The following is a 12626-nucleotide window of genomic DNA, read 5'->3' on the forward strand; positions in this document are numbered from 1 at the left end:
CTAGGCCTGGGCGCGTTAAGGCGCTCAGGACGCCGGAGTTGCGCTGCTCTTGCTGTCCTTGCTGCCGTTGGCGAAGCGCTCAAGCGCCTCCCCCGTCATGCGCACCACGCGCCAGTCGGGCAGCACCGTCGCACCTTGCGACGTATAGAAGTCGATCGCGGGCTGATTCCAGTCGAGCACCGTCCACTCGAAGCGTCCGCAATTCCGTTCAACGGCGATACCGGCCAGTTGACGCAGCAGCGCTTGTCCCACGCCCTTGCCGCGCATCGACGGCCGCACGTAGACGTCTTCGAGATACAGGCCGCGCCGTCCGAGGAACGTCGAGAAATTGTGGAAGTACAGCGCGTAGCCGATCGGCTCGCCACCCCAGCGCGCGATCAGGCACTCGGCTGCCGGGGCAGGCCCGAACAGCGCCTCGTGCACGCTCTGCGGCGTCGCTTCGAAGATATCCAGCAACTTTTCATAAACGGCCAATTCCCGCATCAGGCCGTGAATTGTATCGACGTCGTCGGCGGTGGCGGTACGCAGGGTCAGGGACATGGGCTATCGCAGGGGAAGGCGGCGCTGTCATCGGCATGAGTTGCCGCATGGGCGCCACCGCAGTGTCAAGGTCAGGCGTCTTCTTCTTCGGGGGCGTCGCTCAGCGCAACTTCGATGCCGCCGAACCGTTCGGCCACCCAGTTGTAGGCATGGCAGGCGATCCAGAGCAGCACGAAACCGACGATCGCATTGAGGACCAACGCGGAAATGAACGCGAGCCCGGGCAATTCGCCGTAACGGATGAACGCTGCCAGGAACGCGAGCAGCACCAGCGGGATACTGAACGTGAGATAGACCAGCACCAGCGCTTTGGCCGTCTGACCAGGACTGATATACGTGATCTGCATTTTGGTTGTCATTGACGTGTGCTTTTTGGTTGGGTGCCGAGGCCGTCGAAGCGCCGACGCCGGCAAATATATCGCAACTACGCTGCTTCGCTTTTTTGGGGGTAATCGAAAGAAGTGTTCGCGCTAGACCAGTCCATCGAACGCGATGACGTCGACCAGTTCGCCCGCTGCGACATCGCCGCGGGCGGTGCCGAGCGTGACGAAGCAGTTTGCTTCGCTCATCGTACGCAGAATACCGGCGCTCTGGGCGTCGGCGACCGTGACTTGCCATTGGCCCTGTGCATTGGCGGCGAGAATGCCGCGCAGGAACTCGGTACGGCCGGGGCGCTTCGCGATGGCCGTTGTCGTTGGCACCGGCAGGCTCGGCGTGACTTGCGGCTCGGCTCCCATGAGAGCGAACAGGCCATCTCGCACCAGATGATAGAACGACGCCATCACGGCGGCCGGGTTGCCCGGCAGGCCGAAGAGCAGCGCGCGCCGACCGTCGCTATCGAGCTCGCCAAAGGCGAACGGGCGGCCCGGACGCATGGCCATCTTCCAGAAAACGACGTTGCCCAGGCGCGCCATCATCTCACGGGTGAAATCGGCCTCGCCGACGGAGACGCCGCCCGACGTGATGACAGCATCAGCTTCATGGCAAGCCGTGCGTAGCGTGTCTTCGATCGCTTGCGGGTCATCGCGCACGACGCCCAGGTCGAGCACCTCGACGCCCAGCCGTTGGAGCATGCCGAAAAGCGTGTAGCGGTTGCTGTCGTACAGATTTCCGGGCGCGAGCGGCTCGCCCACCGAGCGGAGTTCGTCGCCCGTCGAGAAGAAAGCGACGCGGATGCGGCGACGCACCGGCACTTCGGCAATGCCCAGCGACGCAAGCAGGCCAAGCGCTGCCGGTCGCAGGCGTTTGCCCGCGTGCAATGCCGGATGGCCAGCGGCGAGGTCCTCGCCGACATGGCGCACATGGCGGCCGGGGGTGACGGCGTTGGCGGAAAAGGTGACGACTTCGGTATCGCCGGCGCGCCGCACCTGCTCCTGGGGAATGACGGTATCGCAGCCGCCGGGCAGCAGTGCGCCGGTCATGATGCGTACACATTCGCCTGGCGCTGCAATGCCATCGAACGGATGACCGGCGAAGGAGCGGCCGGCTACGCGCAGACGGACTTCACCACCGGCAGCCAGAACGCTGCCCGCGAAGGCATAGCCATCCATGGCTGCATTTTCGAAGGCGGGAACGTCGAGCGGAGAAATGACATCGCGGCCAAGCACTCGGCCCAGCGCACTGCGAACCGCAACCTGCTCGATGGCGGACACGGGACGCGCGGTGCGCGCAATGACTGCGCGTGCCAATTCGACCGTCATGTGGTTGGGGTCGTAGTCCGGCAAGCCTGCCAGGGCGTCGTCTAATGTTGTCATTGGTGTGGCGTCGTCATCCGGCACGTGTCCGGCATGAATCCGGCATGAATCCCGTAAAAGCGGTGGCGACGGATCGGGCCGCATCGGTGCCCGGAATGTCAGGGGGCGCGCGGCAAATCGGTAGGGAGGTCGTCCAGCGTGTTGATATTGTAAAACGGACGCTCGTCACCGAAGTGAACTTGTACGGCCTTGTGGCGCGCCAGCCACGCTCGCACGCGAGACTCCCCGGCCGCCAGCGTGGCGGCAAGGTCGTCTGCCAACGAGCGGTGCAAGAGGGCGAAGACCGGATGTGGCCCCTGCGTCGTAGCGGCATAGGCCGCCAGCGGCGGCGACGTCGCGCCGGTGAGCGAAGCGCTCAGCGAAGCGGCCAGCCGGTCGCCAAGATCGTCCGGGAGATAGGGCGAGTCGCAAGGTGCGGTAAGCAGGTAGTCCGTTCGCATCGCTCGCAGGCCGGCCAACATACCGGCGAGCGGTCCTGCGAAGTCCTGCGTTTCATCGCTGACCACTTCCGCGCCAAACGCCGCATAGGCATCGCGATTCCGATTGGCACTGATGAGTAACGCCCCGACTTGGGGCCGCAGCCGATCGATCACGTGCGCGGCGAGCGGCTGACCGTCGAAGCACTGCAACCCTTTGTCGCGTCCCCCCATGCGGCGCCCGCGCCCGCCCGCGAGGACCAGGCCGGTGATGGCATCGCGGGGGATCGTCACAGCAGTCATGGGCGTTGGATTCCCGAGGGTGGGGCACGCGGCGGATGCGTCAGGACCGGTTGAGCGCGATAACGTGGCCGGAGGCGTCGAACCAGACGGCGCCGTCGCCAAGCATCACGCCTTGATCCCGGGCGAACATCAGGCGCGGTACGGCGGCGCCGATGGTGCGTATGTAGCCGTCGGTAAATATCTCGTTGTAACGCGCGAGCAGCGACTTCGGGTTCCGAAGGATCAGCGTCTTGCCGCGCAGCGACACCCGCAGCGGATAGCGAATCGATTGGGCGACGACATCGCGGCGGTCGTCCAACACGCCTTTGCGGAACTGAGTGGCCGCACGATTGAGCGTTTCGTCGTCGCTCACACCGGCAACGTCGTAGAGATGATCGATCTTGCCGCTCTGGATGCTTGAGAGCGTCAGCTCGAACGGCACCGAACGGCCACTGCGCAGATCTCGCCATTGGCCGGAAATGACCTCGCAGTTCGACGACATACCGCGCTGGCGGTTAGCGTCATCGGCGGATGCAAATTCGCCTTCGAACGTGGCGCGCGGCATGCCGCCTGCGTCAACCTCGGTCAGTTGCAGCCGTGACTTGTTCTCCAGTTTGCCCGTGAGGTGGGTATCGCTTAGCGACGAAGCATTGGCATAGCGGCCTTCGAGCTTGCCGCCTGAGGACGGGCGCAACACGAGCCGCAAGGGGTTGCGCTTGCCGAGCTGGCCGCTGTAGGTCATCAAATGGTTCGCGATGTCGCGCTCGGACGGGTCGCAATTCGCGTGTGCGGTCATCGGCCCGAGGGCGGCGCACAGCAACATCGCGGCGCTCACGCTGGCTGCTAGGAGGCGACGCGCGCGCGCGCGTGGGGCGCGTGGGGCGCATGGGGCGCGCCAGGGCACCGTCAGGGAGTCTCGGGCGCGACGGGCGTCCGGGGCGGCAGAAATCATGGGTCTAGAAGAAATTCGATAGTTCGAAAGCGTGTGGACGAGCGGGCCGGCGGCGCCCGGCACGTTCAACCGCCGATGTAGGACATCTCCACTTTCGGAGGGGCGTCTTCGGGCAGGCCCGTGGCCGCTGTGCGCAATGCCGAGTATCGGTCGGTCCGGCCGCGCCAGATATCGCCGATGACGGTCGAGATCTGAGTATCGCTCGCGCCGTTGCGCAGTAGCGTGCGCAAGTCGTGACCGGCGCTCGCGAATAGACATAGATACAACTTGCCTTCCGTCGACAGACGGGCCCGCGAGCAGGTGCCGCAAAAAGCGCGCGTGACCGACGAAATGACGCCGACTTCACCGCCGCCGTCGCGATACCGCCAGCGCTGCGCCGTCTCGCCGGGATAGTTCGGTTCGAGCGGCTCGACCGGAAGGGCCTCATTCAAACGGGCGATGACATCGGCCGATGGCAGGACTTCGTCCATACGCCAGCCATTCGACGTGCCGACGTCCATGTACTCGATGAACCGCAGCACCACGCCGCTACCGTGGAAATGCCGCGCCATCGGCACGATGTCGCCATCGTTGGTGCCGCGTTTGACAACCATGTTGACCTTCACCGGGCCCAGGCCGACGAGTTGTGCCTGCGCAATCCCCTCGAGTACGTTGGCGACCGGGAAATCGACGTCGTTCATTTGCCGAAAGATCGCATCGTCGAGGCTGTCCAGGCTGACCGTCACGCGCGTGAGGCCCGCGTCCTTGAGCGATTGCGCCCGGCGCGCCAGCAACGATCCGTTGGTCGTCAGCGTGATGTCGAGCGGTTTGCCCGATGGTGTATGCAGACGGGCGAGCATCTCGATCAGTCGCTCGATGTGCTTGCGCAGCAGCGGCTCGCCGCCCGTCAGACGCAGCTTCTCTACGCCATGCTCGACGAAGAGGCGGGCAGCCCGCTCGATTTCTTCGAAAGTCAGCAGGGAAGTTTGCGGCAGGAAGGTGTAGTCCTTGTCGAACACATCCTTCGGCATGCAATAGACGCAGCGGAAGTTGCAGCGATCCGTCACCGAGATCCGCAGGTCGTGCAACGGCCGCCCCAGCACATCGTCGAGATGTCCGGTGGGGGGGCGCACTTGTGCGGGAATCTGCGGGGAATGCGTCGCATAACGTGCGTCGCCGCGCAGATCGGTGAGTCGGATGATCGTTTCGGTCATGGTGGGGCCTTAGCTTGCGTCTCCATTCTAACGAATTGGGCGGTTGGACGCCGAAGCCGGCGAAACAGGCATCGGATTTCGGTACCAACGCATTCGTTGCGAGACGTCAGGCCCTGACGACGTCAGAAGATACGGACTGGCATGAACGGCCGCAAGTCGGGACAACGCGAGGGGGAACGGCTGTCTCCAACAGCAAAAAAGGAGGCCGGAGCCTCCTTTTTTGCATCACTTTACGTCAATCGGATGGATCGCCAGCCAGGCTGGGATCCGCCCGAGCGTCGCGGGCGACATCGGTTATGCGACGTGATTCGACGAGCCACGCGTTTCCACTTGCTCCATCGGACCACTGCTGACCGGCGCTGCCGGACGGCGCTCGCGCGGCACATGCGGCGCCGGTGCGGCCTGCGCGGCGGCCTCCTTGGCGGTGCGGTGCTTGTCCGCGTCCGTATGGACCCAGACCAGACCCGCGCTTGCCAGCGTCGATTCCAGCGCGCTGTTGTCCGGTGCCGCAGCAACGGTTGCCGGCGCACGCTGCTGCGTCACGACTTCCGTCGCCGTGGCGACCGCTACCGGTGCGATCGGCGCGGCTTCCGACGTAACCGCCGGTGCCGGTGCTGGCTCCGGCATTTGCATCGGCTTGGCGACCGTTTCGACCCGCTCGGTCGAGGGCGTCGGAACGACAGGCGCCGTCGGCGCGGGGTTGACATCTGCCGGGGCGCTGGCGCTGGCTGCTGTGGCTGAGATCTCGGCAAGGGCCTCGGCGGGAACCGTGGGTTGTGCCGGGATCGGCGTGGCGGCAGGCAACGGCGCGCTGACCGGCGGCATCACCGGCGCGGCGGCAACGTCTGCCACAGGCAAAGGCGCGACAACGACCGGAGTCACCGGAACGACCGGGGTCACCTGGGCAACCGGCTCGGCAATCGCGTGCGACGGCATTTCCGGCGTGGCGACCGGCGCTGCTTCGCTCACGTGTGCGATCGGCGCTGTGCTGGCCGAGGTTTCCACTTGCCCTGCGTGAGCCGGAGCCGGCTCGACTGACACGGCCGGGGCCGGGGCATCCGTGGCGGCGACGGTGACCGGGACTTCCGGTGCTACCGCGCGAACCGGCGCATTGGTGACGTCGTTCTCGACGGCGTCGTCCGCCGATGCCGAGGTGTGCGTGGTGTCGCCTTCAGCCAAGGTTACGCCTTCGGCGAGATCGCCGTCGACGTGCAGTTGCTGTTCACCGGCTTCGCGCTCGCGACGGCCACCGCGGCGACCGCGGCGACGGCTGCGGCGGCGTTCTTCACCGCTTTGCTCGCCGTCCTCGCCCGCGTTGACCGGCGCGCCGTCGACTTGTGCCGTCAGACGATCCTGCTCGAGATCCTCAGGTTCGGTAACGAGCGGTGTGGCGACTTGCGGAGCGCGTTGCGGTGCCACTTGCACTTGCTGGCCTTCGGCCCCTTCGGTCTGACGACGCTCACGACGCTCATTGCGGTCGCGACGATGACCGCGTTCGCGGCCTTCGCGCGGCTCGCGACCTTCCTCGGCACGCACGTCTTCCTGTGCCGGCTGACGCTGGGAGGCGTCGCGATCACGTTTGTCACGACCCTCCTGACGCTCTGTACGGTCGCCACGCTCATTGCGCTCATTGCGATCGCCTCGTTCCGCACGTTCCGGACGGGGGGCGCGTCCTTCGCGCCCTTCACGCCCTTCGCGTCCTTCACGTCCTTCACGTCCTTCACGCGCCGGCTGAGCGGCAGTGTCCTTACCCGCCTTGTTCTCGTCGCGGGCATTGCCACGGCGGCTGCGGTTCTGCTGATGCGGACGTTCGTGGCGCTCACGCGGCGGGCGCGCGACCGGCTTGGCCGGTTCTTCGACCTTGACCGGCGCCGGTGCGGCGGGTTCGAGACCCAGCAGGCGCTTCACGAAACCGATGAAGCCGCCGCTGCGCGCAGGTGCTGCGGCGACCGGGGCCGTGGCAACGACAGGTTCCGGACGCGGTTGCGCAGCCGGTGCCGGTTGCTCCGGCGTAATGCCCTTGACGGCCGCCTCTTGGCGCGGACGTACGTCTTCCTTCTTCTTGCTGTACGCGGCCGGGTCGTCTTCCAGCGCACGTGCGGCCTCTTCGGCCAGGGCGTAGCTGGCCCTCGGCGTATCCAGGCGCGGATCGTCGAAGCGCAGGCGCTCGAGCTTGTAATGCGGCGTTTCGAGGTGCTTGTTCGGGATCAGCAGTACGCCAACCTTGAAGCGAGCCTCGATCTTGTTGATTTCCTGACGCTTTTCGTTGAGCAGGAACGCAGAGACTTCCACCGGCACCTGGCAGTGAATGGCGGCCGTATGCTCCTTCATCGCCTCTTCCTGGATGATGCGCAGGACTTGCAGGGCCGACGATTCGGCGTCGCGGATGTGGCCGGTGCCGTTGCAGCGCGGGCAGGTCACGTGCGTGCCTTCCGACAACGACGGACGCAGGCGCTGACGCGACAGCTCCATCAGGCCGAAACGCGAGATCTTGCCCATCTGGACACGGGCGCGGTCGTGCTTGAGCGCGTCCTTCACCCGTTGTTCGACTTCGCGCTGGCTCTTGGCCGACTCCATGTCGATGAAGTCGATCACGATCAGGCCACCCAGGTCACGCAGACGCAACTGGCGCGCGACTTCGTCGGCGGCTTCCAGGTTGGTGCGAAGGGCGGTCTCCTCGATGTCCGCACCCTTGGTGGAGCGCGCCGAGTTGACGTCGATCGACACCAGCGCTTCGGTGTGATCGATCACGATCGCGCCGCCCGAGGGCAGCGGCACCTGACGCGAATACGCCGTTTCGATCTGATGTTCGATCTGGAAACGCGAGAACAGCGGCACGTCGTCGCGATATTGCTTCACGCGATTGAGGTGATCGGGCATGACCACCTGCATGAAATTACGTGCCTGCTCGGAAATTTCTTCCGTATCGATGAGAATTTCACCGATATCGGGCTGGAAATAGTCGCGGATGGCGCGAATGACGAGGCTCGACTCGAGATAGATCAGCGCCGAGTCGCGGGGCAGTTCGATGTTGGCGGCGGCGCTTTCGACGGCGTGCCAGAGTTGCAGCAGGTAGTTCAGGTCCCATTGCAGCTCTTCGGCCGAGCGGCCGATGCCTGCGGTGCGGGCGATGATGCTCATGCCTTCCGGCAGTTCGAGCTGACCCATCGTCTCGCGCAGTTCCTGACGGTCTTCGCCCTCGATGCGGCGCGACACGCCACCGCCACGCGGGTTGTTCGGCATCAGCACGAGGTAACGGCCGGCCAGCGAAATGAACGTGGTGAGGGCTGCGCCCTTGTTGCCGCGCTCTTCCTTTTCGACCTGAACGATGAGTTCCTGACCTTCCGAGAGGGCGTCCTGGATGCGCGCGTTGCGGACATCGGCGCCGTCGCGGAAGTACGCGCGGGCGACTTCCTTGAACGGCAGGAAGCCATGGCGGCCTTCGCCGTAGTTGACGAAGCAGGCTTCGAGAGAGGGTTCGATACGGGTAATAATACCCTTGTAGATATTGCCTTTACGCTGTTCGCGGCCGGCCGTCTCGATATCGATGTCGATGAGTTTCTGCCCATCGACGATTGCCACGCGCAGTTCTTCCTGCTGCGTGGCGTTGAACAACATGCGTTTCATGAAAACGACTCCCACCCGCCGCAGTTGCCAATGCGCAGTGCGTCGGGCACGTATCACTCGAGTTATCCAACACGCGAGGTTCGAGCCGGGAGTGGAAGAATTGCCGGGGGGTCCGGGCGATGAGGCCCACGGACGCAAAGGCGCCTGCAAATACGTTATCGCGCTCACCCGGACTCGCCGAGGCACCGGAAAATTCCGGCCCGGCGAGAATCACTTCGGGCTTGCCAGTCCATACCAAGAGAAACTGGACGAGAAAGTTCATCAGCATTTTCTCGGGGCGCCTGCCGACACTTATTCTTCTTGTGACGGCGCCTCACTACGACTTTGTGCGCGAACGATATTCACAAAGCGATCAGCTCAGGCAATGGAACCCGGGCTGATCGCCAAAAAATTCTATAACCACCAACTCTATCCGCATCCCGCGCGCTGCGACCGAAGCGGCCTATGGGCCCACTTCCTGCCGACGCTGCGTGATGTGCGTGCGCTTGCTGCTCCAGGGTCACCGGACGAGCAGCCTGTCCGGGGTGCAAGTAAAATACCGTTTTGGGGTAAGCACCGACAGAGGTGGGGATTTGGCATGATTCCCGCTACCGCCATCTCTGTTGGTCAAATTATATTCATAATGAATGAGTTAGGCAAAAGTCGGCCGAAAATGGTTTCGACGGCATCCACACCGCAGGTCCGTCTCGTCGAGGTTGACGACGGTTCGGCCGGCCAGCGTATCGACAATTTCCTCTTGCGCGAGTGCAAAGGCGTCCCAAAAAGTCACATTTACCGCATTCTGCGTAGCGGTGAAGTCCGCGTAAACAAAGGCAGAATAGACGCTGCCTATCGACTCGTTCTTGGTGATATTGTTCGAATTCCGCCGGTTCGCGTGGCCGCACCCGCTGCTGGCGCACCGGCTCACGTACCCGCCGCGACATTCCCGGTGCTGTTCGAGGACGATTACCTGATGGCGATCGATAAGCCGGCCGGGGTCGCCGTGCACGGCGGCAGTGGGGTCTCGTTCGGTGTCATCGAGCAGTTGCGTCGCGCCATGCCGCAGTTGAAGTTTCTGGAGCTGGTACATCGCCTGGACCGCGAGACGTCGGGCATTTTGCTGCTCGCGAAAAAACGCGCGGCGCTCATCGGCATGCACGAGCAGATTCGCAACAACCGGATGGACAAGCGCTATCTGGCCTGCGTGACCGGCGAGTGGCACGATCGACAGCGTGCGGTCAAGGCGCCGCTATATAAGTACGTTACCGCGGAAGGGGAGCGTCGCGTGCGTGTACAAGAGGACGGTCAGGCATCGCACACCGTATTTCGTATGGTGGAATCGTTGCCGCCCTATACGTTGCTCGAAGCGGAACTGAAAACGGGGCGAACCCATCAAATCCGCGTTCATCTGGCGCACTGCGGCACCCCCATCGTCGGCGACGATAAATATGGCGATTTCACGCTGAATAAGTCGCTTGCCCGTCCTGGTAGCCGTCCGGGTATCAAACGGATGTTCCTCCACGCATGGAGACTGAAGTTCACCCACCCGGTCTTGGATACGCCGATTGCGTTGCAAGCAGCGTTGCCGCCAGAATGTGAGCAATTCCTGAATCAACTTCGAGGCGTTTCCGCCGATGCAAAGCCCTGAGTTCGACCTGGTCGTCTTCGACTGGGACGGGACGTTGATGGACTCGACGCCCACCATTACCCGTTGTATACAGGCAGCGTGCCGCGACCTTGGGTTGCCCGTGCCACCCGATGAAATGGCGAGTCACGTTATCGGTCTCGGACTGCGCGATGCCCTTCAAATGGCCGTGCCGTCCCTCGATCCTGCGCACTATCCGCGTTTGTCGGAGCGCTATCGGTTTCACTATTTGATCGGCGACAAGGACACGGTGTTGTTTGCCGGGGTCCGTGAGCTGTTGGAGGAATTGCGCGCGCGCGGGCGTTTTCTCGCCGTGGCGACGGGCAAGTCGCGTGTCGGCCTGAATCGCGCACTCGAAGCGGCTGGTTTGATGCGAATGTTCGACGCGACCCGTTGCGCCGATGAGACATTCTCGAAGCCACATCCTGCGATGCTGCAGGAGTTGACGCGCGAACTCGGCCAGTCGTTGCGCCGTACGGTCATGATCGGCGACACCACGCACGACTTGCAAATGGCGCGCAGCGCCGGTACCGCCGGCGTGGCCGTCGCTTACGGCGGCGCACACCCGCGCGAACAACTGGTGGCGCTGGACCCTGCCTACTGCGCGGGAAGCGTGGCCGAGTTGCGCGATTGGCTGCTGGAGCGCGTGTGAGCGAGTCCGCCGTGCCGCTGCCGATCTGTTCGGGCGATGCGCTCGAGGACGGTGGGCGCGGCGTTCGTTTCGAGGTGCTCGTAGGGGGGCGCCGCACCCCGGCGTTCGTGATTCGCTACGGCGGGCATGTCTACGCTTATCTCAATCAATGTGCGCACGTGCCGATGGAGCTCGACTGGTCGGAAGGTCAGTTCTTCGAGACGTCCGGCTTATACTTGATGTGCGCAACGCACGGCGCGACCTATGAGCCCGACACCGGGCGCTGCGTCGGTGGGCCCTGCCGCGGTGGTGCCTTGCAGGCCGTACGCGTCGAGGAGCAGCCGGTCAACCCGAAGGGGTGCGACGACGCTCGTACGACCGTCGTCTGGTGGCCCGATGCGTATATCGAGGCGCCCGCAACTGCGGCGCTCCGACAGTGCGCCGATCCCCAATCGCGATGACATCTTTCGCCCTTTTTCCCAAAGTTCTCTGGATAACGTATGGCCGATTCCCTGCCGCCCGATTCGCCTCGCACTGAACCCGGTTTCCCATCGCCCGGTGGGCGTTCATCCTCGGCGGAGGGAGGTGGCGCGGGCCGCGATCCCGGTGCGGTGAAGCCCTGGGAGCGCGAAATGCTGGAAAAGGTGCTGATGGCCGGCATTCGTGAGCAACGCACTGCGCGCCGCTGGAAGATATTTTTCCGACTGCTGGCGCTGGCGATCGTTGCGCTGTTCGTCTGGTCGATCGCCGATCTTGATGGCGGCACGACATCGGTCGGGGCCGGCACCGGCAAGCACACCGCGCTGGTCACGTTGAGCGGCGAGATCTCGCCCGACAGTCAGGCCAGTGCTCGGAAGATCAATGCTGCGCTCGAGTCGGCATTCGCAGACTCGTCCGCTGCGGGCGTGATTCTGCGCATCAACAGTCCGGGCGGCAGTCCGGTGCAGGCCGGCATGATCTACGACGACATCACGCGTTTGCGGGCCAAGTACCCGAAGAAGCCGCTGTATGTCGTGGTCGAGGAAATTTGCGCGTCGGGGGGGTATTACGTCGCAGCGGCGGCCGACAAGATCTACGTCGACAAGGCGAGCATCGTCGGCTCGATCGGCGTATTGATGGACGGCTTCGGCTTCACCGGCCTGATGGACAAGCTCGGTATCGAGCGGCGGCTGCTGACGGCTGGCCGAAATAAAGGATTCCTGGACCCGTTCTCACCGCAGACCGATCAGCAGAAGGCGTATGCCCTCGATATGCTCGAACAGGTGCATCAACAGTTCATCGGCGCCGTCAAAAAGGGGCGGGGCAATCGCTTGAAAGATGACCCGGACCTGTTCAGCGGCCTGTTCTGGACCGGTCAGCGTTCGATTGAGCTGGGATTGGCGGACGGCCTCGGGACGGTCGACTCGGTCGCGCGCGACGTACTCAAGGCGCCGGACCTCGTCGACTACACGGTGAAGGAAAACCTGCCCGAGCGCGTGGCGCGGCGTTTCGGCGCGGCCGTCGGCACGGCGGCGATGAAGACGATGATGATGGGCTCCATGCTGTCGCTGAAGTAATCCGGGCACGCCGCGGGACAACGAAACGCCACGGAAGTGCGTGATTCCGTG

General features: G+C 64.1%; 11 protein-coding genes. 4 read left to right on the forward strand and 7 right to left on the reverse strand.

Translation table 11 applies throughout. The features are described 5' to 3' along the window. Positions 1-24: 24 nt before the first annotated feature. From ACE3UG_RS15550 to ACE3UG_RS15580, 7 genes are all read right to left on the reverse strand, one after another. Positions 25-540: an N-acetyltransferase family protein gene (locus ACE3UG_RS15550; protein WP_374625413.1), complete on the reverse strand. Its 516-nt coding sequence runs from the start codon at positions 538-540 to the stop codon at positions 25-27. Between the two features lie 71 nt (positions 541-611). Continuing rightward, positions 612-899 (reverse strand): hypothetical protein, encoded by a 288-nt coding sequence (locus tag ACE3UG_RS15555; RefSeq protein ID WP_374625415.1) that lies wholly within the window; start codon positions 897-899, stop codon positions 612-614. Positions 900-1010: 111 nt separating this feature from the next. Then, complete coding sequence (gene glp / locus ACE3UG_RS15560) at positions 1011-2294, reverse strand: gephyrin-like molybdotransferase Glp (protein WP_374625417.1); 1284 nt, start codon at positions 2292-2294, stop codon at positions 1011-1013. Positions 2295-2392: 98 nt separating this feature from the next. After that, entirely contained in the window at positions 2393-3013 is a 621-nt protein-coding gene (mobA, locus tag ACE3UG_RS15565) for a molybdenum cofactor guanylyltransferase MobA (RefSeq protein ID WP_374625419.1), read from the reverse strand. A 40-nt stretch (positions 3014-3053) separates the two neighbouring features. Next, a complete protein-coding gene (locus tag ACE3UG_RS15570) occupies positions 3054-3827 on the reverse strand; it encodes a hypothetical protein (protein WP_374625421.1) in 774 nt (257 codons plus the stop codon). A 182-nt stretch (positions 3828-4009) separates the two neighbouring features. Further along, positions 4010-5137: a GTP 3',8-cyclase MoaA gene (gene moaA / locus ACE3UG_RS15575; RefSeq protein ID WP_374625423.1), complete on the reverse strand. Its 1128-nt coding sequence runs from the start codon at positions 5135-5137 to the stop codon at positions 4010-4012. Positions 5138-5431: 294 nt separating this feature from the next. Further along, positions 5432-8764: an Rne/Rng family ribonuclease gene (locus ACE3UG_RS15580; protein WP_374625425.1), complete on the reverse strand. Its 3333-nt coding sequence runs from the start codon at positions 8762-8764 to the stop codon at positions 5432-5434. 622 nt (positions 8765-9386) lie between these two features. Here ACE3UG_RS15580 and ACE3UG_RS15585 point away from each other — a divergent pair. Genes ACE3UG_RS15585 through ACE3UG_RS15600 form a run of 4 tightly spaced genes read left to right on the forward strand, consistent with a single transcriptional unit; the run spans position 9387 to position 12575 of the window. Further along, entirely contained in the window at positions 9387-10391 is a 1005-nt protein-coding gene (locus tag ACE3UG_RS15585) for an RluA family pseudouridine synthase (protein ID WP_374625499.1), read from the forward strand. After that, the gene (locus tag ACE3UG_RS15590; protein ID WP_374625427.1) at positions 10378-11040 is read left to right on the forward strand and encodes an HAD family hydrolase; all 663 of its coding nucleotides are present in this window, start codon (positions 10378-10380) and stop codon (positions 11038-11040) included. Before ACE3UG_RS15585 ends, ACE3UG_RS15590 begins: the two co-directional genes overlap by 14 nt. Beyond that, entirely contained in the window at positions 11037-11480 is a 444-nt protein-coding gene (locus ACE3UG_RS15595; protein ID WP_374625429.1) for a Rieske (2Fe-2S) protein, read from the forward strand. The genes ACE3UG_RS15590 and ACE3UG_RS15595 overlap by 4 nt, the downstream gene beginning before the upstream one ends. 39 nt (positions 11481-11519) lie before the next feature. Then, the gene (locus tag ACE3UG_RS15600; RefSeq protein ID WP_374625431.1) at positions 11520-12575 is read left to right on the forward strand and encodes a S49 family peptidase; all 1056 of its coding nucleotides are present in this window, start codon (positions 11520-11522) and stop codon (positions 12573-12575) included. The last annotated feature ends 51 nt before the right edge of the window (positions 12576-12626 follow it).

Source organism: Pandoraea sp., assembly GCF_041919235.1.
Classification (GTDB): Bacteria; Pseudomonadota; Gammaproteobacteria; order Burkholderiales; family Burkholderiaceae; genus Pandoraea.

Coding starts and splice junctions, on each gene's coding strand:
- glp (WP_374625417.1), bottom strand. CDS start 2,294: ATGACAACATTAGACGACGCCCTGGCAGGCTTGCCGGACTACGACCCC.
- ACE3UG_RS15600 (WP_374625431.1), top strand. CDS start 11,520: ATGGCCGATTCCCTGCCGCCCGATTCGCCTCGCACTGAACCCGGTTTC.
- ACE3UG_RS15585 (WP_374625499.1), top strand. CDS start 9,387: ATGAATGAGTTAGGCAAAAGTCGGCCGAAAATGGTTTCGACGGCATCC.
- mobA (WP_374625419.1), bottom strand. CDS start 3,013: ATGACTGCTGTGACGATCCCCCGCGATGCCATCACCGGCCTGGTCCTC.
- moaA (WP_374625423.1), bottom strand. CDS start 5,137: ATGACCGAAACGATCATCCGACTCACCGATCTGCGCGGCGACGCACGT.
- ACE3UG_RS15580 (WP_374625425.1), bottom strand. CDS start 8,764: ATGAAACGCATGTTGTTCAACGCCACGCAGCAGGAAGAACTGCGCGTG.
- ACE3UG_RS15555 (WP_374625415.1), bottom strand. CDS start 899: ATGACAACCAAAATGCAGATCACGTATATCAGTCCTGGTCAGACGGCC.
- ACE3UG_RS15590 (WP_374625427.1), top strand. CDS start 10,378: ATGCAAAGCCCTGAGTTCGACCTGGTCGTCTTCGACTGGGACGGGACG.
- ACE3UG_RS15550 (WP_374625413.1), bottom strand. CDS start 540: ATGTCCCTGACCCTGCGTACCGCCACCGCCGACGACGTCGATACAATT.